The organism is Corynebacterium glyciniphilum AJ 3170 (assembly GCF_007673095.1).
Taxonomy (GTDB): Bacteria; Actinomycetota; Actinomycetes; order Mycobacteriales; family Mycobacteriaceae; genus Corynebacterium.
This window is the reverse complement of the sequence record NZ_VDYZ01000234.1, coordinates 1-270: the sequence shown is the minus strand read 5'-3', so window position 1 is coordinate 270 and position 270 is coordinate 1. Positions and strand designations below refer to the sequence as shown.

The 270-nt window shown below is 61.1% G+C and carries 1 protein-coding gene; it reads left to right on the top strand.

Going from position 1 to position 270, the window contains the following annotated elements:
• The first annotated feature begins 35 nt into the window (after positions 1–35).
• The gene (locus FS507_RS17915; protein WP_186314772.1) at positions 36–185 is read left to right on the top strand and encodes a hypothetical protein; all 150 of its coding nucleotides are present in this window, start codon (positions 36–38) and stop codon (positions 183–185) included.
• The last annotated feature ends 85 nt before the right edge of the window (positions 186–270 follow it).

The following is a 270-nucleotide window of genomic DNA, read 5'->3' as shown; positions in this document are numbered from 1 at the left end:
GTAACGAGGACATGTAGCTGTTGTGGGGGTAGGAGGTGGAGCGCATGTACGGGCGGGGGTTCGCGGACATGTCGGTGAGGGAGGAGTATGAGGAGATGGTGGAGGATGCGGGGATGGGCAAGGGGAAGATGAAGGGGGGGGAGTTCTTGGAGAGGGTGGGGGAGATGGAGTTGGAGTGGGGGTAGGGGTAGATGATGTTGGAGGAGAGGGTGAAGAGGGGGAAGGGGATGGAGGGGGGTATGACGGAGTGGAACGTGTGGTGGGAGATCG